Raw genomic sequence first — 18,785 nt, 5'->3', positions numbered from 1 at the left:
GATGACGCGGCGTGACCTGCCTACTTGCAGTATTCGCCGATCTTGTTGAACTGGACTTTGAGTTTCTCCTGCTGGTCCTGAGTGGCTGCACCGAGGGACGATCCCGCTGCTTCGTCCATGATCGCGGCCATCTCCTTGATCGGGTTGCCGATTTCCGGCGCCAGTTTGCCAGCGATCTGGTGATAGTGCTCGGCGATCTGTTTGGACTGCTGTTGCTGGTTGCCGTCGGGTTTGAAGGTGTCGTCATTCAGGAACGCGCAGCTGGCTTTGACGTCCATGGTTTGGGCCCCTCCGCACCCACTCAGCAGGAGCGCTGCGGCCAAGCCTGCAGTCACCACAGCGGAACGCACGACGCCGGCACGTGACTTAAGCATGCGGGGCACCTTTCGCGGGTCCCGGCTCGGATGCCGCCCCCTCGTGTCCGGAAACGGGGTACACGAGGGCTGTAGCAACAGCGGAGATCCCTTCGCCGCGTCCCGTGAAGCCCAGTCCGTCGCTGGTGGTGGCTGTGACACTGACCGGCGCCCCCGCGGCTTCACTCAAGACCTGCTGGGATTCTTCCCGGCGTGGCCCGAACTTAGGGCGGTTAGCGACGAACTGCACAGCGACGTTGCCGATCTCGAAGCCGGCAGCACGCACAATGCGGGCGGCCTCGCTGAGCAGCCGCACACCCGAGGCGCCCTCGAACTCGGGGCGGTCCGTGCCGAAGTGCGTACCCAGGTCACCGATTCCGCAGGCGGAGAAGAGTGCGTCGGCAGCAGCGTGGGCTACGCAGTCGCCGTCCGAATGCCCTGAAAGCCCTTGCTCGCCTTCCCAGAAGAGCCCGCCCAACCACAGCGGCTGCGGGTCGTCTTCGGGGGCGAATGCGTGGACATCGATACCAACGCCGGTACGCGGAAGGACCATGTTCAGTGTCATCAGCCTTCCACCCAACGAATCCCCAGCGGGCCTTCCAACAGCCCCTCGGCGATGATCAGGTCCAACGGAGTAGTGATCTTGAGCGATTGGCTGGCCCCGCGCACGGCGTGAACCGGAACGTTCAGGAGTTCCACCAGCATGGCGTCGTCAGTGACGGCCGCGGACTGCTTGTCGTCGAAGAGGCCCGCAGCCTCGTGGGCTCGGCGCAGGGTGGCCAACTCGAACCCCTGGGGAGTTTGGACGGCGCGGAGCTGTTCACGGGGGGCTGTGCCCGTGACGAGTTCAGGGGCTATGGCCGCATCATCGCCGCTGGTTTCAGTCACCGTCTTGATGGTGTCCACCACCGGCAACGTGGGGATGACTGCTTTCGCGCCGGCGGCCAGGGCGTCGGCTACGCGCTGGAAAACACGCTCGGGAGTCAGTGCACGGGCGGCATCATGGACCAGCACCAATTCGGTTCCGTCTTCCAACGCGGCCATAGCGGCGCGCACCGAATCAGCGCGGGAGGAACCGCCGTCGACGACTGTTATTTCCGGGCCGCCGTCCACGAGTTCCACGGTGAACCCGTCAATCTGCTCGCGGAGTTCCGTGTCCCCTTTGGGCACGGCGATGCAGATCTGGCGGGCCACATCAGAGGCAACCACTCCACGTAGGGCATGCATCAGGATGGTCTCACCTCCCAGCGGAACCTGGGCTTTGGGCATGCCGTAGCCGAGTCGCTCGCCGGAACCGGCAGCAACCACAATCACGGCCGTAACAGCGCGCTTGGAAGGAGTACTCATGCGCCCAAGATTACTGGGAAAGTACTTGAAGGCGCCCCAACATACTCAATGACCAGGTCTCCCCGGCAGTATTTGGGCAAAAAGAAACCCGGCGGCACCTTCGCACCACCGGGCTCAATTCTTAGGAAGCCAAGACCTCGTCAAGAACGCTTGCAGCCTTCTCTTCATCCGTCTTCTCAGCCAGGGCCAGTTCTGAAATCAGAATCTGCCGCGCCTTGGCCAGCATCCGCTTCTCACCTGCGGAAAGGCCGCGATCGTGATCACGACGCCAAAGATCGCGAACGACCTCCGCCACCTTGATGACATCGCCCGAAGCAAGCTTCTCCAAGTTCGCCTTGTAACGACGTGACCAGTTGGTAGGCTCTTCAGTGAACTCGGCGCGGAGAACGTCAAACACGTGCTCCAAGCCTTCTTTGCCCACTACGTCCCGGACCCCAACAAGGTCTACGTTCTCTGCTGGAACTTCAATGGTCAGATCACCCTGAGCCACCTTGAGCTTGAGATACATCTTCTCTTCGCCCTTGATGGTGCGCATCTTGATTTCCTCAATTTTTGCTGCACCGTGGTGAGGGTAAACTACTGTCTCGCCGACCTCAAAAACCATGTGGACTTTCCCCTTTCCCGCAGATTAGTCTATCACGATTAAGGCATACGACTGGCACGCAGGAGGCTCTTCTGCCGCGCCAATAAAGGGAATAAGGCCTTAATCGACTTCCTCCAAGGTCTTGACGTATTACGGTAAAGATGCATCGCGGAGACAATGTGCGAGCAAGATCTCCTTAACCGATGGCGCCACATAGCCTTCCCGAATCCTTATTTCGACTGGTTTGCCGATAGGCTATGGCTGAAAAGTGTTCCAATGACTCTTGAGGAGTAGGTGTCGTGCGCAATACTGCGATGAACCCTGTCCAGCGCGGCAAGCTGGCAATTGCGGCGGCTGCAATCGGCGTCGGTCTTCTGTCCGTCACCGGATGTGGATTCGTCAACGCCCAGCAGACTACCCACCAGTACTCGGCCTCGGACGGGATCAAAGCTGATCTCGGTTCGCTGCAGCTGCGTAACATCCTGATCGTTGCCTCGGGCGAGAAAGAGCCGGGCCGTGTCATCGGCGCCGTCTTCAACACCTCGGCCACCGACGCCACCCTCACCATGAGCGGTGCCAACGGAGCCCAGACCGAGATCCCGGTCAAGGCCAACGGCGAGACCTTCTTGAACGACACCGCGGATGCAGCGATCCTCAGCACCGCAGGAGTCATCCCCGGCGGATTGGTCCCGGTCACCATCCGTAGTGGTTCCGACTCCGCGACCATCAACGTCCCGGTGCTGGACGGCACTCTCCCCGAATACGCCAAGTACCTGCCCACCACGCCGAGCCCCACGGCAACGCCAACCTCCACTGCGACGTCCTCCGAGGCTCCGGCCGCCGGACACTAGCAGCAGCAAGCCACAAGCGACACACAAAGGAAGGGTCCCGCCGCGGCGGGACCCTTCCTTTGTTGTCTGAAAATAGGACGGAGCGCTTACGGCTCGAACTTGTAACCGAGTCCGCGCACAGTCACCAGGTATCGGGGAGCCGAAGGATCCGGTTCGATCTTGCTCCGAAGCCGCTTCACATGGACATCGAGTGTCTTGGTGTCCCCCACATAATCTGAACCCCACACGCGGTCGATCAACTGGCCACGCGTCAAAACCCGGCCAGAGTTGCGGAGCAGCATTTCGAGCAACTCGAACTCCTTGAGCGGCAGCGAAACCTGCTCACCGTTGACGCTCACCACGTGACGTTCAATGTCCATGCGGACAGGTCCGGCCTGCACGGTGGACGTGATGAGCTCCTCCGGCTCACCCTGGCGGCGCAGAACCGCACGGACACGGGCTACGAGTTCACGGGAAGAGTAGGGCTTGGTGACGTAGTCATCGGCACCGAGCTCCAGGCCAACAACCTTGTCGATTTCAGAGTCTTTGGCCGTCAACATGATGACCGGGACACTGGAGCGCTGGCGCAGTTGCCGGCAGACTTCGGTCCCCGGCGTCCCCGGCAACTGCAGGTCCAAAAGGACGAGGTCTGCACCGTTCCGGTCGAATTCCACCAAGGCGTCGCTGCCGTTATCCACTACCTCGACGTCAAAACCCTCTTTGCCCAGGAGATAGGACAGGGGGTCGCTGAAGGACTCTTCGTCCTCCACTATCAAAATCCGGCTCAAGCGCTGGCTCCTTGCTCTTGGGCGCCGTTGGCGCCCGTTTTTTCATTCACGTTTTGGCTGACGTGGTGGGGTTGTTGACTCATGGGACGGGGCTCGACGACGGTACTCGCCTCAAGTTCCGAAGACGCAGCTGCGGCGGAAGGCGGCAGGCCGGCGTCGTCGTCCTGGCCTTCCATCTCCGGCAGGCGGACGGTGAACGTTGACCCTTGGCCGGGCTGGGACCAGACGGTCACCTCGCCGCCGTGGTTGGACACCACGTGCTTGACGATGCTGAGGCCGAGGCCTGTGCCGCCGGTATGCCGGGATCGTGCCGCGTCCACGCGGTAGAAGCGTTCGAACACCCGTTCCTGGTCTTCCGGCGTAAGGCCTTCGCCTTGGTCCGTGACGGAGATGGCGACCACGCCCTCCCGCGTCCGAACGCCGACACCAACCCGCGTGTTTTCCGGCGAGTAGCGGATGGCGTTGTCGATCAGGTTACGGAGTGCCGTCACCAGGAGGTCGTGGTCTCCGAACACCAGCGACTCCGAGTGTCCACCCACCACAATCTGGATGTTTTTGCTCTCTGCCGGCAACTGCGAGCGATCCACCGCTTCGGTGATGACGGTGTTGATGTTCACTGGAAGGCCCTGCTGGGCCACGTTGGCGCCCTGCAACCGCGAAAGTTCAATGATGTCCTGGACCAGGGCCGCCAGTCGCCCGGATTCCTTGTGCATGCGCTTGGCGAAGCGGCGGACTGCTTCTTCGTCATCGGGCGAGGCTTCGAGGGCTTCGGCCAGGAGGGAGATGGCACCCACCGGGGTCTTGAGCTCGTGGGAGACGTTGGCCACGAAGTCGTTCCGGATCTCCTCGGTGCGGGTGATCTCGGTGCGGTCGTCGGCCAGGAGCACGATATATTCCCACCCGAGCATGGCTGCCCTGACCTGGACCACAATGGTGCCTTTGCCCAGCGGGCCACGCGGGAGTTCGTATTGCTCCTCCAGAATCACGCCGTCGCGGCGGACCTTGGCTGTCATGTCCAGGAGCTGTTTGTGAACCACGGTGTGCCCGCGCACCAAGCCGTACGCATACGCGGCGGGACTTGCACGGACCACGCCATCGATCGCGTCCACCACCACGAAGGCGCGCCCGACGACGGACAGCACTTCCGCGGCCCCCTCAGGAAGCAGGGGTTCGCTCACGTCCAGGTCCACGATGCTGCGTTGCCGCTCGCTGATTCTGAAAGCGAGCATGCCAAAGACGCCCAACGACAGGCCTACGAGGCCGGCGACGACACCTATGAGCAATGGATCCACGTGTCCAGCTTATGCTGTGCAAACACGGCCAAGCAGTGATCCGGCCCCAAACGCGGACGGTTCAACTAACGTTCATCTAAAGGAGCCGAACCGTTCACTGGCCCCTGACACAGTTACTGGTTGGACTGTCAATGGTTTTGAAATCCGACGCCCGGCAGGGGACGAGGATTTCCAAGGAAAGGACGCCTTAGTGCGCAAGGTTTTTCAGGAGGAGCTCACCCAGGTAGGTGACGACCTCATCGAGATCTCCAAGCTGGTTCACGAAGCAATTACGAAGGCTACTACTTCCTTCGAAAGCGCCGACGTGGATCTTGCCCAGGACGTCATCGCGGCAGACGCCCGTATCGACTTCCTGCAGAACAGCCTCGACGAACGGGCCATCGACATCCTTGCCCTGCAGGGCCCCGTGGCGAGCGATCTCCGCATGATTGTGGGTTCGCTGCGCATGAGTGCTTCGCTGGAACGCATGGGCGACCTCGCCCGCCACGTTGCCCAGCTGGCGCGCCTGCGCTACCCGGCCACCGTTATTCCCGCATCGCTGACCCAGACCTTCAAGGCCATGGCCCAGCACGACATCGAGATCACCGCCAAGGTCATCGAACTCCTCGAGACCCGCGACCTTGAGGTAGCCCGCGACATCCTCAAGATCAACATCGCCGTGGACGACCTCCACCTCAGCGTCTTCAAGGCGATCGCCTCCCCCGAGTGGAGCGAAAGCCCCTCCACCACCGTGGACGTCGCCCTTGCCAGCCGCTACTTCGAGCGCTTCGCTGATCACGGCGTCTCGGTAGCCCGCAAGGTCACCTACCTGGTGACAGGCGAATGGCAGCCCGAAGGCTTCTAGCTTCACCGCATTAAACGACGGCGGCCGGTCACCTTCCTGGAAAGGTGACCGGCCGCCGTCGTCGACTAAAACGTCATTTCTTGCCCTGGTTGGCCACCGCGAGGATGGCCTGGGCTGCGGCGTCGGGATCCAGGTAGGTTCCGCCGGCGTTGATCGGCTGGAAGTCCTCGTCCAGTTCGTACACCAGTGGGATGCCCGTGGGGATGTTCAGGCCGGCAATGGCGTCGTCGCTAATGCCGTCCAGGTGCTTCACGAGCGCACGCAGGGAGTTGCCGTGGGCCGTGACCAGCACAGTCTTTCCGGCTTTGAGGTCTTCCTTGATGTCCGATTCCCAGTAAGGGAGCAGGCGGACCAGGACGTCCTTGAGGCACTCGGTGCGAGGAAGGGCGTCGCCAAGGTCCTTGTAGCGGACATCGTGGGCCTGCGAGAACTCGCTGTCGTCGGACAGCGCCGGCGGCGGGGTGTCGTAGCTGCGGCGCCATTCCATGAACTGCTCTTCGCCGAACTCGGCCAGGGTCTGGGCCTTGTCCTTGCCCTGCAACGCGCCATAGTGGCGTTCGTTGAGGCGCCAATCGCGCTTAACCGGGATCCAGCCGCGGTCGGCCTTGTCCAGGGCCATGTTGGCGGTGTTGATGGCACGCTTCAGGAGCGAGGTGTAAAGGACGTCCGGGAGGATGTCGTTCTCAACCAGGAGCTCTCCACCGCGCACTGCTTCTTGGCGGCCTTGATCGTTCAGGTCAACGTCCACCCAACCGGTGAACAGGTTCTTGGCGTTCCATTCGCTGTGGCCATGGCGCAGCAGAATCAGCTTGTAAGTCATGGTTTTCATCCTAGCTGAGCAGCTGCGTGCCCTGCCCGGCGTTACGAAGAGCAACGCGGGGTCACATCTGGCCCCTTGGACGCCCCACAGGGGGCCATAAGTGACCCCGCGTTGCAGGATAAAGTGGGGGCCGTGGTGCAAAAAGCGGAACGGGTGAGCTCTCCCCGCAGCAGGGGCGGGAAACCGGTTGGCAACATCACCCGCGGCACCACCAACCCCAACCGCATGCGGCGCCTGGACCGGTGGCTTGCCGGGCCGCAGGCGTGGCGGCTGCGCGCCGCCGTCGACCCCCTGGTGGTGGACCTGGGCTACGGCGCCTCGCCGACCACCGCCGTCGAGCTGTTCGATCGGCTGCAGGCCGTTCGGCCCGACGTGCGGGTCTGTGGAATCGAAATCGAGCCGGAGCGCGTACGGACCGCCAAGGCGTTGGAGCGGCCGGGGCTCAGCTTTCACGTGGGCGGTTTCGAAGTCCCCGTCCCCGGTAACCCGGTGTTGGTGCGGGCCTTCAACGTGCTGCGCCAATATGAGGAAGCCGACGTCGGCGGGATCTGGCAGCTGGTGCAATCACGGTTGGCGCCCGGCGGGCTGTTCATTGATGGCACGTGCGACGAAATCGGCCGACGCGTCACGTGGGTGGCTTTGGATGCCGAGCGCCCGTTGAGCCTCAGTTTTTCCGTGCGGTTCGGCAGTTTTGAGTTGCCATCCGAAGTGGCGGAGCGGCTGCCCAAAGCCCTGATCCACCGGAACGTGCCGGGAGAACCCATCCACGCGTTCCTGCAGGCCATGGATCAGGCGTGGCTGGAGGCGGCGCCGCTGGCCTCGTTTGGAAACCGGCAACGCTGGACGGGAATGTGCCGATCACTACGCGACGCCGGATGGCCGCTTCAGGATGGTCCGGCGCGGTGGCGCTTGGGTGAAGTGACCGTGGGGTGGGACGCCGTGGCGCCCCTGTAGATCATTGAGGCCCGGTAGTGCAATTACCAGGGACCGTAAGGACCCACATTGCGGTTACCACCGCTGCCGGCTTCGCGCAGGGCGGGACGGACATCGGCAAGGTAGACGCTGGCTGCGGTAACAGCGGCGATGCCGAACAATCCAAGGCTGCTTCCGCCCGTCATGACAGTCAGCGCGCCGATCGCCAGCGCCACGCCAGTGAGCGCCAACCAGAACATCTTGGTGCGCTTTGAAGCGGCCTCGAAAAGCGTCGGCTTATGGCGCAAACAGTCCGCGAAGGCCCACAGTTCCAAGGCAAGGGCCACCACGCCAAGGATCAAATAAACCCCGGTGGTAACGTAACCGATCAAAATTTTTCCGTCCACGCCCTTTAGCCTAGCCGTCCAGCGACTTCAGCGCTTGCTCAAGGTCGGACCAAAGGTCTTCCACGTTCTCAATACCGACGCTCAAGCGCACCAGGTTTTCCGGGACGCTCAGCGGCTCGGCCGTGTGCCGGCGTCGGCGTTCAATCAGAGACTCCACCCCGCCCAGGGATGTTGCAGGCAGCCAAAGCTGCAGCGCGCGGACCAGTTCGTCGGCGGCGTCGGCACCACTGCGCTGTTCGTCTCCGGCGATCTGGATGCAGAGGATGGACCCGAAGCCCTTCATCTGTACCTTGGCGCGCTCGTGTCCGGGGTCGCTGGGGAGGCCCGGGTAACGGATGGTTTCCACCCGGGGATGGCTGCTGAGGCGCTCGGCGAGGGTTGCCGCTGAGGCCTGCGAGCGCTCAATCCGCAGCGCCAAAGTGCGGAGGCCGCGCAAAGCCAGCCAGGCCTCGAACGGTCCGGCGATGCCGCCGTGGATGATGCGGTGATGGAGCAGTGTGGCGCGCAGCTCTGGATTGGACGTGACCAGCGCGCCGAGGACCACGTCCGAATGCCCGGCCAGGTACTTGGTTACCGAGTGAAGCACGACGTCGGACCCAAGGCTGAGGGGCTGCTGCACCAAAGGCGTGGAGAAAGTATTGTCCGTGACCACGATTGCGCCCACTGAGTGCGCGGCTTCAGTCAGGGCCCGCACGTCGGCGATGCCGAGCATGGGATTGGTGGGGCTTTCCAGCCAGAGCAGGTCTGCCTTCTTGCCGGTTGCGGGGTTGATGAGTGCCTTGACCGCGTCCGTGTCCGTGATGTCCACGGTTCGAAGTTCCAGGAAGCCCTTCTCTGCCAGTTCAGTGGCCATGACCAGGGAACCTGCGTAACTGTGCGAGGGCATCACCACCACACCACCTGCGGGTACGAGGGACAACGCTGAGCTGACTGCTGCCAGGCCGGAGGCGTAGAGCAGTCCGGGCAGTGTGGCGCCTTCGAGTTTGGCCAGCGCGTCCTCGAAGGGATCCCAGGTGGGGTTGGCGTAGCGCCCGTAGCCGCGATCTCCGTCGCCCAATGAACCTGTTCCGAAGTATGTGGAGGACAGGACGATAGGTGGGTTGACGGGCTCGTCGTGGGCACGGTCGGGGCGGCCGGCCGCAACTACAACGGTTTCCGGAGACAAATCGGCGGCATGCTGATCGGAAAGGCTCATGGTTTCAGCGTAGTCGCGGGCAATGCTGTGGATAAAAGCCGTCTCGTATGCCGGTGATCGGTAGGCTAGTCCAGTGAGTATTAAGAGCCCAGGCCTTTTCATCGCCTTCGAAGGCGGGGACGGGGCGGGCAAATCCACCCAAGCCTCCCGGCTCTCTGACGCCCTTGAGTCACGGGGGCTCACCGTGCTGCGCACCCGCGAACCAGGTGGCACCCCCATTGGTGAGAAATTGCGGTCCCTGGTCCTTGACCACGGACACGGCACCATCGATCCCCGCACGGAAGCCCTCATGTTCGCGGCCGCCCGCGCCGCCCATGCCAGCCAGGTGATTCGGCCTGCACTTGCTGAGGGAACAGTGGTCATCACGGACCGCTACATCGATTCCTCCGTCGCCTATCAAGGTGCCGGGCGCGGACTCGGTGCCGAGGGCGTTTTGTCGCTCAACGAGTGGGCCACTGAAGGCCTCCATCCGGACCTGACGGTACTGCTCGACGTCGACCCCTCCGATGGCCGGCGCCGACGGACTGCCGGGGACGCCACCGAGGACAGGTTGGAGTCCGAACCTGACGATTTCCATTCCGCCATCCGGCACGCTTTCCTGGACCTCGCAGCGGCTGCACCCTCCAGCTATCTGGTGCTGCCAGCCGATGCTGATATCGAAACTTTGGCGTCCCGGATCCTGGAGCGGGTGGAGTCACTGCTCGTTGCCAACGGCGCGCCCCTGACCCCTGAGTCATTGCAGAGCGAAACCGTTCCGGGCGATCGTCCGTGAGCGTCTGGGACGACCTTCAAGGCCAGGCACCGGTGGTTGCCCAGCTCAAGCAGGCGGCGCAGGGTGAAACCGGGCTTACCCATGCCTGGCTCTTCACGGGGCCCCCGGGGTCGGGCCGGTCAAACGCAGCCAAGGCCTTCGCCGCTGCCTTGAACTGCGAGCAGGACGACGTCACCATGCGTGGCTGTGGCCAGTGCGCGGCATGCCACACGATCCTCGGTGAGACCCACTCGGATGTGACATTCGTGCGCACCGAAAAGGTCACCATCACCATTGATGAGGCCCGTGAGCTCGTCTCCAAAGCCGGTGACCGGCCAGCTACGGGTCGGTGGCGGATCATTGTGGTGGAGGATGCGGACCGCATGGCCGAGCGCACCACCAATGTTCTGCTGAAGGCTATTGAGGAACCCACTCCCAGGACCATCTGGATGCTGTGCGCCCCCTCCCCTGCCGATGTCCTGGTCACCATCCGTTCCCGATGCCGCCCTGTGAGCCTGCGGCTGCCGCCTGCCGCTGACGTCGCTGAGCTTTTGGTGAGGCGCGACGGCGTCGAACGCCAACTGGCAGACCGTGCGGCGCGTGCTGCACAAAGCCATATAGGGATCGCCCGCCGGTTGGCCCGCGACGCCGATGCGCGGCAGCGACGGCTGGATACTGTTCGAATACCGCTTGGTCTTCGAGGCGTTACCGCGGCCGTGATGATGGCCGAGAGGTTGGTCAAAATTGCTACGGAGGAAGCCAACAGCTCCAACGACGAACGCGACGCCGCGGAGAAGATCGCACTGCTGGCGAGCCTGGGCGCTCCCGAATCCGGGACGCTCCCTCCCTCCATGCGCAGCCAGGTCAAGCAGCTTGAGGACGACCAGAAACGGCGCGCCAAGCGCTCCATCACCGACTCCTTGGACCGGACACTGACGGATCTGCTGTCCTTCTACCGGGACGTCCTGATCATCCAGCTGGGGAACGCTGTGGAACTGGTCAACGTTGAACTCAAGAGCGAACTGGAAGAATACGCGGGCCATTCAACGCCGGAAACCACCCTCGCCCGAATGGACGCCATCAACAAAGCCCGTGTCCGAATTACCACCACCAACGTGGCGCCGCTGTTGGCGGTCGAGTCCATGGCCACGAGCCTCATCCAGCAATAGGAGAATGCATGAAGTCCGCACCCCGCCGGTCCGCCGGTACCCCTTCACGGGACCGGTCTGCCCAGTTCACAGCGGGTGGTGGTTTGGTGGGCCGGGGCGCTGCGGGGCGTAGCTCCCGCCGCGGGTTTGCGGCACTGTGCGTTGCGCTTGCGTCCATGCTGGTATTGAGCGCGTGCACCGTTCCGTTCTTGCCGGCTCCAACGGCCCAGCCGTCCACCAGCACGGTGGATCCGTCCATCGCAGCCTCAGCTCCCAAGGGCTTGGAGAAGTACTACTCGCAGTCGGTGGAGTGGAGCTCGTGCGAGGATGGCTTCCACTGCGGCAAGGTTCAGGTGCCCAAGGATTACGGCAATCCGGCCTCCGGGGACATCGCGCTTTCTGTCATTAAGTTGCCCAGCACCGGCAACAAGCAAGGGTCCATCCTGGTCAATCCCGGCGGACCCGGCGGCTCGGGCGTGGATTTCGTCAAAGACGCCGGCAACACTCATTTCACAGAGAAGTTGCGGGCCAACTACGATGTGGTCGGTTTTGATCCCCGGGGTGTGGGCCGCTCCGCGCCGGTGACGTGCATGACCGATGCCGAGCGTGACGCCGCCCGCGAAAAGGTGTTCCGCAAGAATACTGACGACGGTCTGGCCGCTGCGTTTGCCTTCAACAAGTCATTCGCTGAACAGTGCGCCCAGCAGACCGGCGATGTTCTGGGACACATAGATACCGTGAGTGCTGCCAAGGATCTGGATGTTCTGCGTGCGGTGTCAAACGATGCCAAGCTCAACTACCTCGGCTTCTCCTACGGCACCTTCCTGGGCTCCACCTACGCGTCACTCTTCCCGGACAACGTGGGCCGTGTGGTCCTTGATGGTGCGGTGGACCCGGCGATCACCAACGAGGAGCTGACGGCCGGCCAGGCGCGTGCCTTCGAAAAAGCCCTGAGCACCTATGTGGCCAGCTGCCAGCGACAGCAACAATGCCCCCTGAGCGGTTCCGTTGACAACGGTGTCCAGGAAATCCGGGACCTCATCACGGCTGTGGACCAGAACCCGCAGACCGCCAAGGACGGCCGGCTGGTGACCGCCAACGACTTCGTCAACGGCCTCATCCTGCCCTTGTACAACGACCAAAGTTGGCCGGCCCTGACTCAGGCGCTGGACAGTGCCTTTGCCGGTGACGCGTCCCAGATGATGCGGCTGGCGGACCTTGGCGCGGACCGCGAACCCAACGGCACGTACAGCTCCAACTCCGCCTTCGCGTTCCAAGCCATCAACTGCCTGGACTACCCGATGGTGACAGATACCGCCGCCATGCGGGACGAGGAAGTCCGCCTCATGCAGGAATCCCCCACGTTCGGCGCGTTCTTTGCCTACGGCGGCGTCAACTGCAAGGACTGGCCCTACCCCAGCACCCGTACCCCGGCGCCCGTGGAATACAACGGATCGGCACCCATCGTGGTGGTAGGCACTACCGGAGACCCCGCAACTCCGCTCGAGTGGTCCCAGTCGCTGCGCAAGCAGCTGGAAAATGCTTCGTTGGTCACGTGGGAAGGTGAGGGCCACACTGCCTACGGCCGCGCGAACACGTGCGTCAGCACCGCCGTCGACGACTACTTTGTTGATGGCAAGCTGCCGCAGGACGGCCTCAAGTGCTAAAGGTGCCGGGCTTCGCGCTTCTCCACCAGGAGCGGGAGCTGCTTGATGGAATCGACGACGACGGTGGCTCCGGCCGCGCGTAGCGTCGCCTCGGAATGGGAACCGGTGAGGACGCCCGCCACGAGGGATGCTCCCGAGCGAACGCCCGAGAGCATGTCCGAGCTGGTATCGCCCACCACGGCCACCTCCCGTACGTCGTCGAGGTCCAATGCGAGCACCGCCGTCAGGATCATGTCCGGGTAAGGCCGTCCTCGTCCGGCATCGGAGGGACATAGGCTGAGGTCCGCCAGTCCCATCCACCCGAGCGATTCAAGCACCATGTTCTGGGTATGGCGGCCGAATCCCGTGGCCAGGCAAATCTGCATGCCGGACTCGCGCATCCACAGAATGGCATCCTCCGCACCGGCAATGGGGCGGACACCGCCGTCTTCAATGAACTCGTCATAGCTCTTCTCGAAGACTTTGTTCGCGCTTTCTGCCACGGCAGGGTCATCGAAGAGGTGGTTGAAGACAGTCATCTTCGAGAGGCCCATGGTGTCCCGTGCATAGCCGAGCATGCTCTCAAACCGCGTGCTTCCCGGTTCAATCCCGTGGTCAACAAGCGCCCGGGACATGGCCCGTTCAGTCCGGCCGTCGTCCGTAATGGTGGTGCCCACCATATCCACCACGGCGAGTCTCAGCCGGTTGGGTGCGTGGCTTTGCCTGGTTGTCTCATGTCCCGTCATAAAGCGGCTCCTTAGGCTCATAGCTGTGGCAGGTGTGCCCCGCTACAGGTGATTCCCCAGCTTCCGGCCACCGGGAAACCACCGCCTGAACCCGGTCCGACGCGTGGGTGAACATCCCCGCAACGGCCGCCGTCGCCCTCGTTTTGACCCGGGTACGGTGCCTCTATTACAGTTATGTCTTGCGTGATCGCCCGGGAAACCGGTGATGAACGCGGTGCTTCCTTAGCTCAGTCGGTAGAGCGTTTCACTCGTAATGAAAAGGTCATCAGTTCGATTCTGATAGGAAGCTCAGAGAAAAAGCCCCGCCGGCTCGTTGAACCGGCGGGGCTTTTCGCTTGCCGAAGTCCAAGACAGAGCCGTCCGCGCATGCCTGATGATGGAAATACCGAACATTCGCCCCAGTCCTTGAAATGTTCAAGATATAGGACATTTGGAGTGTTGAGCCGTATGATCGATATATGGAACATTTCGATGAGTTGACACCGTTTTACCGGGCTGTCGACGCGGCCTCCCTAGGGCGGTCCATCGCTGAGGCACGTAAAGAGGCAGGGCTCACCCAGCACGATCTTTCTGTGAAACTGGGCGTCACCCGCGGAACCATCGTGCGCCTTGAAGCAGGCGAAGCCGTCTCCATGGTCGTGGCTATGCAAGCCATCAGGGCCGTGGGCCGCGACGTTGCCCTGGTGCCGCGCTTTTCGAAGCTGCAGGTGCGGCCATGAGCCCCCGCAAGACCCTTGATGTGTACCTGCCGACCTACTGAACGGCGGCACGGCTAGGCGGGTCCTGGCCCCACAACACGAGTAGACGTCCCGTTCCTCTTGAGTGGCCAGGGCCTCCACCCGTCCGGGACGGCTCGGAGCCGTTCCTCAGCGGCGGCGAGTTGAGCGGTTGTGGCTCCCCGAGGACCAGAGCCGCTTTCGTTGCCGGATCCGTCTGCAGCGAAGAGCGCGTACTCCGCCCACTTCTTCCGGCCCACGGGGTAGCGTTCGCCGTAACCGCCTGCTGCAACACCAAGGACCAACGTCTCCAAGCGGGATGCTTCGCTCTCAGCTGTCTCGTCACAAGCGTCGCAGCCGCAGATGGGAAACGGGAAGTCGTGCAGCACACCGGCGTGGACAACCACCCCTGGGGAACTCGTCAACACGAAAGTCAGCGGAGCGGCGAGCGGGTCGCGAGGTGTCAGACGCGCGACGTCCATCACCTCATCGGCGTTCATGGACACATCCGCCGCATGGGCCGGTTCCCTGCTGACTTCGACGTCGTAAGTGCTCTCCAGGTACTCGATCAAAGCGCGGGCCACCTCGTGGAGCCCTTCGAATCGTTCACTGTGGGTTTCAACACTGTAGGAGTCCTCGGGTGGACTATCGGAACCCCATCTGTTCCCGTAGTTGATCGCGTTGCCGTCAACGCCCCGATACACAGGCGAGGCCAGGTCCGGTCGCACAAAGAGTTCGGTGGCCCGCCCGTTGGGAACCGGCCGCAATGCGGGGAGTGTGGGACCGTCCGGTTCGTCACCTGCCCACTCCTCAAGGTGAGTGAGGAGGCCGGCCACCATCCCGTCGTCGGCCTCCCGCAGACCCTCCATCAAGCGGTCCACCGTGATCGTCATGCCGAGGGCACCTACTTCGCGGGAGCCGTCCGCCATCACTGTCCAGTGCGCTTCCGGGCGCATGGCAGCAATGACGTTTCCTACGAAAATGGTGGCGGCCCCGCTCAGGCGGGGGTCGCCCGTGATGTCGGCGATGGTGGTGCGCAGGAACGCCAACAACCCGCTCACGTCGGAGGCGAACTGCCCAGCGGAAACTCCCATGCCTTCGCAGAACGCCACGAAGGGCCCGTATCCGGCAAGGTGCCTGACCGGAGCCTCTTCCTCCGCCGCCGGCAGGTACCCGGCAGTCTTTCGACTCAGTACAGCTTGGTTCGAAAGCGGTGCCGGCAATCCTGACGCAGGCCCCTCAAAAAGATCTTCAATTTCCCCCATGGGCCCCATCCTAGGGCGGGGCCGGCAGTTAGTGGCCCAGCCGGGACAACAACACGGCGACGGCGGCCGAGACTCCCCCGGCCAGCGAACCTTCCAGCTCGGGAGCGAAAAACGGCGAATGGTTGACGGGGATCGGCCCAGGCCCGTCATGCCCGGCCGTGGGAGTGCCGCCGAACATCCAGAACACGGACGGAACTCCGATGGCCGTGCCTAGATGTCCAAAGTCCTCGCTGCCCATCATGGGCGGGGTGATGTCGACAGCCTCAGCGCCCAGCGCGAGCCGCAGGGCCTCGAGGACCGGAGGAACGGCGTCGGGATCGTTGAAGCATTGCGGGAAGCGGTACATTTCTTCGATGTCCGGCTTCGGTGCCCCGGAGGCGGCGGCCTCTGCCTCGATGATGCGGCGGACGGCGGCCAGAACCTGGCCTCGGACGTCCTCGTCGAAGGTTCGGATGTTGAGGGTGAACTCGGCCAAGGCAGGGATGATGTTCTCTTTGAGGCCCGCATGGAACGTGCCCACGGTGACGACGGCGGACTTCCGCGGATCCAGTTCGCGGGACACAATGCCCTGCAACCGGGTGACCATGTGCGCGGCCATGACAATGGGATCGATGGAGTCCTGCGGCTGCGAGCCGTGCGACTGCTGGCCATGAACGGTGACCTTCAGCGAATCCGCCATCGCGGCCACCGGCCCGCTGGAGATCGCAACAGTACCCACCGGGCGGGGCATGACGTGCTGCCCGAACACCACTTCCGGCCGGGGCGCCTTGTCCCACAGTCCGTCGTCGAGCATGGCCAGCGCACCGGCGGCAGTCTCCTCGCCGGGCTGGAAGATCAGCACCAGTGTCCCGGACCAGGCGTCCAAGCTGCCGGCAAGCACCTCGGCGGCACCCAGCAGGCTGGCCACGTGGGTGTCGTGCCCGCAGCCGTGCATCACCGGGACCGTAGTGCCATCGGGCAATGTGCCCGTGTCCGTGCTGGCATAGTCCAGCCCTGTGGCCTCTTCGATGGGCAGGCCATCGGAATCGGCACGGAAGGCCACCACGGGACCGTCACCGTTTCGCAGGATTCCCACCACCCCGGTGCCACCGCAGCGGAAATGCTCAATGCCCAGGCCGTCCAAGTGCTCTTCGATCAGCGTGGCCGTGGCAAACTCCTGCATGGACAGTTCCGGATGTGCGTGAAGGTGCCGGTACAGGGCGTGGAGCTTGGCGGTCTGGTGGGTATCGAGCTGAAGGGCTGCGACTGTTGACGTCATGGGTGTTGTCTTTCTCGCGGAGGGGCTGGAGGCGTGTCTGGATGGAGTTGCTACTCGATGTGGATCGGTTTGGCTTCGGCAATGGTGGCCTTTCCGCGGAAGAACCACGCCAGCAGGATGGTGCCCAGCACGGCGATGGCCGTTGACACCATGGCGAGCGAGGGTACCAGCGGCAGCACAACGAACACGACGACGGCCGAGACCAGCAGGGCGAACACGGTGGTGCGGGGCTGCTTCATGGACACGATGGCCTGTACCAGAACGGCTCCCAGGACGGTGGGCAGCACGTAGAGCCGGGTGACGAGCAGGACAGAGGGCGGGATGACGCTGATCAGCCAGCTGCCCAGGAGACCGACGAAGATGGCCAAGGAGACCAGGTGGACTACCGCTGCGCCGCAAATAGCGACGACGGCGGCAAGTTCCGCCCTCTTGCTGCCCGGCTTTGCACCGATATTGGTTTGGGCGATCAGCGCCGCCGGCAGGAGCTTGTTGGAGATGTTGCCGATCATGAACGCCTGGTACATCGCGGCCGGGCCCAGGATGGGATAGTACGTGAGGGGCTCCACGATCCAGATGATGCCGAACGTTGCGGCCACTGCCGCGAAGGCGATCCACAGCTGGGCGGGCGCAATATCCAGTCCCGTACCGAAAACGAGGTAGAGCGGACCGGCCACGGAAATCAGGAGGCCGGCGATCATGGTGATCTGGCCCCATCGGGACGTGGTGCGGCTGAAGTCCGCCATGGCGGTGTTGTTTGCGGTTGGAGCAGAAGTGATGGAAGACATGAGGGGTGTTCCTTTCGGGCTCAAGGAGAGTCGGGTTCAGGAAATGACGACGTCGGAAGCTTGCGGGCGAGGGGTCAGCTTGCGGCAGCGCGTTTAGGCGCCGGCGGCCGGACCAACAGCAAGCAGTGCGGCGCCCAAGCCAATGACGATCGAGATTCCAAGCCCCCATTCACGCAACCAGCTCTTGCCAAGTTTCTTGGCCAGCAACAGGCACGTGCCCATGACCGCTGCGGAGACCACGAAGGACAGCACGTGGATTGCCGATTTGGGCAGCTCGGTGAGCCCCAGGCAGGACAAGGCACCGATCAATGCCGCAGCAGGGACGATCGCCATGGCTGCCGGGTTCACCGAGCGGATCTTGGCGTCGCCCTTGCGCAGCAGTGGGGTCAGGATCAGGGTGGCAAGCATCCACATCGCTCCGCCGATGCTCATGGCGAAGAACGCCACCGCGAAAACACTTTGTGTGTAGCTGGCATCGCCGAGCTTGGCCCCCATGGAACCTGCTGCGATGCCAGCGGCCGAAACATCGTAGGCAGCTGAACCGATCAGGCCGATCCTGGACAACACAGCCGGTGCCCCGAAGAGACCCAGCAGCGCGATGGCCACCAGCGATACTGCCAGGGAGGGACCGATGGCCGAGACAGCGCCGGAGCGGAACGAGGTCCTGATGTCCCGTGCACTCATGTCCACGGAGGGAGCGGCCCGCCGTGCGGCTTTCATGAAGATGAGGGACTGAATGATGATCACGCCGAAGACGCCCGCCACGCAGATCCACAGGACGGGATTGTTGGCGATGGCCATGATGTCGGTTGAGTCGTTGGGTGCGAGCGGTTGAAGAGCCAGGGGTTGGTGCATGGGAACCTCCGGTGTTGGCCCCTTGGCAAGTCCGCATCCGGACGACGCTGTGCGGTATGTGGCGCTGTGGGGCAAATCCTTACCCAACGACCAGATCGGCCAGTGGGTTACCAACACCCTCTGCTATGAGCCGGATCACACACAATAGCTGACGAAATCAGCCTCAGTTGTGGCCGAATCGTTCAAAGCTTGCCATTGGCTGATTCAGGACTTCCCCCCCATCAATGTGACCCGGCACACTTCA

Annotated in this window: 22 protein-coding genes and 1 tRNA gene; 9 read left to right on the top strand and 14 right to left on the bottom strand. The window is 63.2% G+C overall.

Translation table 11 applies throughout. The features are described from left to right. Nucleotides 1-20 precede the first annotated feature (20 nt). From AR689_RS12015 to AR689_RS12000, 4 genes are all read right to left on the bottom strand, one after another. Entirely contained in the window at nucleotides 21-374 is a 354-nt protein-coding gene (locus AR689_RS12015; protein ID WP_062070446.1) for a hypothetical protein, read from the bottom strand. Beyond that, nucleotides 367-918, bottom strand: a complete 552-nt coding sequence (gene ispF / locus AR689_RS12010) for a 2-C-methyl-D-erythritol 2,4-cyclodiphosphate synthase (RefSeq protein WP_062070444.1) — start codon at nucleotides 916-918, stop codon at nucleotides 367-369. The genes AR689_RS12015 and ispF overlap by 8 nt, the downstream gene beginning before the upstream one ends. After that, complete coding sequence (ispD, locus tag AR689_RS12005; RefSeq protein ID WP_062070442.1) at nucleotides 918-1,700, bottom strand: 2-C-methyl-D-erythritol 4-phosphate cytidylyltransferase; 783 nt, start codon at nucleotides 1,698-1,700, stop codon at nucleotides 918-920. Before ispD ends, ispF begins: the two co-directional genes overlap by 1 nt. A gap of 121 nt (nucleotides 1,701-1,821) precedes the next feature. Beyond that, nucleotides 1,822-2,304 carry a CarD family transcriptional regulator gene (locus AR689_RS12000; RefSeq protein WP_011690592.1) on the bottom strand — a complete coding sequence of 161 codons (483 nt, stop codon included), beginning with the start codon at nucleotides 2,302-2,304 and terminating at the stop codon, nucleotides 1,822-1,824. A 293-nt stretch (nucleotides 2,305-2,597) separates the two neighbouring features. Here AR689_RS12000 and AR689_RS11995 point away from each other — a divergent pair, with 293 nt between their 5' ends. Further along, nucleotides 2,598-3,134: a hypothetical protein gene (locus AR689_RS11995; protein ID WP_062070439.1), complete on the top strand. Its 537-nt coding sequence runs from the start codon at nucleotides 2,598-2,600 to the stop codon at nucleotides 3,132-3,134. Nucleotides 3,135-3,220: 86 nt separating this feature from the next. On the opposite strand, the gene AR689_RS11990 is transcribed toward AR689_RS11995, so the two are convergent. Both AR689_RS11990 and AR689_RS11985 read right to left on the bottom strand, forming a co-directional pair. Next, on the bottom strand, nucleotides 3,221-3,901 hold the full coding sequence (locus AR689_RS11990; protein WP_020608526.1) for a winged helix-turn-helix domain-containing protein: 681 nt from the start codon (nucleotides 3,899-3,901) through the stop codon (nucleotides 3,221-3,223). Further along, nucleotides 3,898-5,184: a sensor histidine kinase gene (locus AR689_RS11985; protein WP_231745641.1), complete on the bottom strand. Its 1,287-nt coding sequence runs from the start codon at nucleotides 5,182-5,184 to the stop codon at nucleotides 3,898-3,900. Before AR689_RS11985 ends, AR689_RS11990 begins: the two co-directional genes overlap by 4 nt. A 199-nt stretch (nucleotides 5,185-5,383) precedes the next feature. Here AR689_RS11985 and phoU point away from each other — a divergent pair, with 199 nt between their 5' ends. Then, nucleotides 5,384-6,037, top strand: coding sequence for a phosphate signaling complex protein PhoU (gene phoU / locus AR689_RS11980; RefSeq protein WP_062070437.1), 654 nt, complete (start codon nucleotides 5,384-5,386; stop codon nucleotides 6,035-6,037). 73 nt (nucleotides 6,038-6,110) lie between these two features. Here the strand turns inward: phoU and AR689_RS11975 are convergent, their stop codons facing one another. Further along, entirely contained in the window at nucleotides 6,111-6,857 is a 747-nt protein-coding gene (locus tag AR689_RS11975; protein ID WP_062070435.1) for a phosphoglyceromutase, read from the bottom strand. 132 nt (nucleotides 6,858-6,989) lie between these two features. On the opposite strand from AR689_RS11975, the gene AR689_RS11970 reads away from it, so the two are divergent. Beyond that, on the top strand, nucleotides 6,990-7,811 hold the full coding sequence (locus AR689_RS11970) for a class I SAM-dependent methyltransferase (RefSeq protein WP_197412865.1): 822 nt from the start codon (nucleotides 6,990-6,992) through the stop codon (nucleotides 7,809-7,811). 23 nt (nucleotides 7,812-7,834) lie between these two features. Here the strand turns inward: AR689_RS11970 and AR689_RS11965 are convergent, their stop codons facing one another. Both AR689_RS11965 and AR689_RS11960 read right to left on the bottom strand, forming a co-directional pair. Continuing rightward, a complete protein-coding gene (locus tag AR689_RS11965) occupies nucleotides 7,835-8,176 on the bottom strand; it encodes a DUF2516 family protein (RefSeq protein ID WP_062070433.1) in 342 nt (113 codons plus the stop codon). A 10-nt stretch (nucleotides 8,177-8,186) separates the two neighbouring features. After that, on the bottom strand, nucleotides 8,187-9,371 hold the full coding sequence (locus AR689_RS11960) for a trans-sulfuration enzyme family protein (RefSeq protein ID WP_062070432.1): 1,185 nt from the start codon (nucleotides 9,369-9,371) through the stop codon (nucleotides 8,187-8,189). 73 nt (nucleotides 9,372-9,444) lie between these two features. Between AR689_RS11960 and tmk the strand changes: the two genes are divergently transcribed. From tmk to AR689_RS11945, 3 genes are read left to right on the top strand one after another with little or no spacing between them, the layout of a single operon-like run. Next, on the top strand, nucleotides 9,445-10,143 hold the full coding sequence (gene tmk, locus AR689_RS11955; RefSeq protein ID WP_062070430.1) for a dTMP kinase: 699 nt from the start codon (nucleotides 9,445-9,447) through the stop codon (nucleotides 10,141-10,143). Beyond that, nucleotides 10,140-11,291, top strand: a complete 1,152-nt coding sequence (locus AR689_RS11950; RefSeq protein WP_062070428.1) for a DNA polymerase III subunit delta' — start codon at nucleotides 10,140-10,142, stop codon at nucleotides 11,289-11,291. Before tmk ends, AR689_RS11950 begins: the two co-directional genes overlap by 4 nt. Before the next feature lie 8 nt (nucleotides 11,292-11,299). Next, complete coding sequence (locus AR689_RS11945; protein ID WP_062070426.1) at nucleotides 11,300-12,937, top strand: alpha/beta hydrolase; 1,638 nt, start codon at nucleotides 11,300-11,302, stop codon at nucleotides 12,935-12,937. On the opposite strand, the gene AR689_RS11940 is transcribed toward AR689_RS11945, so the two are convergent. Then, nucleotides 12,934-13,662 carry an HAD family hydrolase gene (locus AR689_RS11940; RefSeq protein ID WP_062070425.1) on the bottom strand — a complete coding sequence of 243 codons (729 nt, stop codon included), beginning with the start codon at nucleotides 13,660-13,662 and terminating at the stop codon, nucleotides 12,934-12,936. The genes AR689_RS11945 and AR689_RS11940 overlap by 4 nt on opposite strands. 216 nt (nucleotides 13,663-13,878) lie before the next feature. On the opposite strand from AR689_RS11940, the gene AR689_RS11935 reads away from it, so the two are divergent. Together AR689_RS11935 and AR689_RS11930 are read left to right on the top strand one after the other, a co-directional pair. Continuing rightward, nucleotides 13,879-13,951 (top strand) — tRNA-Thr (locus AR689_RS11935). 169 nt (nucleotides 13,952-14,120) lie between these two features. After that, entirely contained in the window at nucleotides 14,121-14,381 is a 261-nt protein-coding gene (locus tag AR689_RS11930; protein WP_062070423.1) for a helix-turn-helix transcriptional regulator, read from the top strand. Nucleotides 14,382-14,434: 53 nt separating this feature from the next. On the opposite strand, the gene AR689_RS11925 is transcribed toward AR689_RS11930, so the two are convergent. The 4 genes from AR689_RS11925 to AR689_RS11910 all read right to left on the bottom strand — a co-directional run bounded on the left by AR689_RS11925 (nucleotide 14,435) and on the right by AR689_RS11910 (nucleotide 18,541). Continuing rightward, entirely contained in the window at nucleotides 14,435-15,643 is a 1,209-nt protein-coding gene (locus tag AR689_RS11925; RefSeq protein ID WP_062070421.1) for a DUF6226 family protein, read from the bottom strand. 28 nt (nucleotides 15,644-15,671) lie between these two features. Continuing rightward, nucleotides 15,672-16,901 (bottom strand): amidohydrolase, encoded by a 1,230-nt coding sequence (locus tag AR689_RS11920; protein ID WP_062070419.1) that lies wholly within the window; start codon nucleotides 16,899-16,901, stop codon nucleotides 15,672-15,674. 50 nt (nucleotides 16,902-16,951) lie between these two features. Further along, nucleotides 16,952-17,686: a hypothetical protein gene (locus AR689_RS11915; protein WP_062070417.1), complete on the bottom strand. Its 735-nt coding sequence runs from the start codon at nucleotides 17,684-17,686 to the stop codon at nucleotides 16,952-16,954. Nucleotides 17,687-17,779: 93 nt separating this feature from the next. Beyond that, on the bottom strand, nucleotides 17,780-18,541 hold the full coding sequence (locus AR689_RS11910; RefSeq protein WP_062070415.1) for a DUF5058 family protein: 762 nt from the start codon (nucleotides 18,539-18,541) through the stop codon (nucleotides 17,780-17,782). Here AR689_RS11910 and AR689_RS23075 point away from each other — a divergent pair. Further along, nucleotides 18,540-18,689, top strand: a complete 150-nt coding sequence (locus AR689_RS23075) for a hypothetical protein (RefSeq protein ID WP_156424590.1) — start codon at nucleotides 18,540-18,542, stop codon at nucleotides 18,687-18,689. The genes AR689_RS11910 and AR689_RS23075 overlap by 2 nt on opposite strands. The last annotated feature ends 96 nt before the right edge of the window (nucleotides 18,690-18,785 follow it).

It is taken from the genome of Arthrobacter sp. EpRS71 (genome assembly GCF_001512285.1).
GTDB lineage: Bacteria > Actinomycetota > Actinomycetes > Actinomycetales > Micrococcaceae > Arthrobacter.
The sequence above is the reverse complement of the archived record's forward strand: the minus strand, read 5'-3'. Positions and strand labels throughout refer to the sequence as shown.

Coding starts and splice junctions, on each gene's coding strand:
- AR689_RS23075 (WP_156424590.1), top strand. CDS start 18,540: ATGGGAACCTCCGGTGTTGGCCCCTTGGCAAGTCCGCATCCGGACGAC.
- ispD (WP_062070442.1), bottom strand. CDS start 1,700: ATGAGTACTCCTTCCAAGCGCGCTGTTACGGCCGTGATTGTGGTTGCT.
- AR689_RS11915 (WP_062070417.1), bottom strand. CDS start 17,686: ATGTCTTCCATCACTTCTGCTCCAACCGCAAACAACACCGCCATGGCG.
- AR689_RS11945 (WP_062070426.1), top strand. CDS start 11,300: ATGAAGTCCGCACCCCGCCGGTCCGCCGGTACCCCTTCACGGGACCGG.
- ispF (WP_062070444.1), bottom strand. CDS start 918: ATGACACTGAACATGGTCCTTCCGCGTACCGGCGTTGGTATCGATGTC.
- AR689_RS11920 (WP_062070419.1), bottom strand. CDS start 16,901: ATGACGTCAACAGTCGCAGCCCTTCAGCTCGATACCCACCAGACCGCC.
- AR689_RS11975 (WP_062070435.1), bottom strand. CDS start 6,857: ATGACTTACAAGCTGATTCTGCTGCGCCATGGCCACAGCGAATGGAAC.
- AR689_RS12000 (WP_011690592.1), bottom strand. CDS start 2,304: ATGGTTTTTGAGGTCGGCGAGACAGTAGTTTACCCTCACCACGGTGCA.
- AR689_RS11930 (WP_062070423.1), top strand. CDS start 14,121: ATGGAACATTTCGATGAGTTGACACCGTTTTACCGGGCTGTCGACGCG.
- AR689_RS11960 (WP_062070432.1), bottom strand. CDS start 9,371: ATGAGCCTTTCCGATCAGCATGCCGCCGATTTGTCTCCGGAAACCGTT.
- AR689_RS11910 (WP_062070415.1), bottom strand. CDS start 18,541: ATGCACCAACCCCTGGCTCTTCAACCGCTCGCACCCAACGACTCAACC.
- AR689_RS12015 (WP_062070446.1), bottom strand. CDS start 374: ATGCTTAAGTCACGTGCCGGCGTCGTGCGTTCCGCTGTGGTGACTGCA.
- AR689_RS11995 (WP_062070439.1), top strand. CDS start 2,598: ATGAACCCTGTCCAGCGCGGCAAGCTGGCAATTGCGGCGGCTGCAATC.
- AR689_RS11925 (WP_062070421.1), bottom strand. CDS start 15,643: ATGGGGGAAATTGAAGATCTTTTTGAGGGGCCTGCGTCAGGATTGCCG.
- AR689_RS11940 (WP_062070425.1), bottom strand. CDS start 13,662: ATGACGGGACATGAGACAACCAGGCAAAGCCACGCACCCAACCGGCTG.